Raw genomic sequence first — 276 nt, 5'->3', positions numbered from 1 at the left:
CGCAACAGAAAGTGCTGCGCCGCTTCTGGTACGCCATCATGCCGCTGTCGCAACTCGACGCGGGCCCGCAACCGTTCACGCTGCTCGGCGAACCGATCGTGCTCTGGAAGGGCGCCGACGGGCAGCCGCACGCGCTGCGCGACCGCTGCTGCCATCGCACGGCGAAACTCTCGAAAGGCTTCGTCGACGACGACGGCAACATCGCCTGCGGTTATCACGGCTGGACCTACGATTGCAGCGGCCGCTGCGTGAAGATTCCGCAAAACGACGGCGCCG

At 66.3% G+C, this 276-nt stretch carries 1 protein-coding gene; it reads left to right on the top strand.

All coding sequences use genetic code 11. The annotated features are described in order from the left end of the window. The coding region (locus SB816_RS31300) for a Rieske 2Fe-2S domain-containing protein (RefSeq protein ID WP_410548154.1) at nt 1-276 on the top strand (276 nt) is incomplete at both ends.

The sequence above is a fragment of the Achromobacter sp. SIMBA_011 genome, from assembly GCF_046535435.1.
Classification (GTDB): domain Bacteria; phylum Pseudomonadota; class Gammaproteobacteria; order Burkholderiales; family Burkholderiaceae_B; genus Achromobacter; species Achromobacter dolens.
This window is presented reverse-complemented; position numbering and strand designations above follow the sequence as displayed.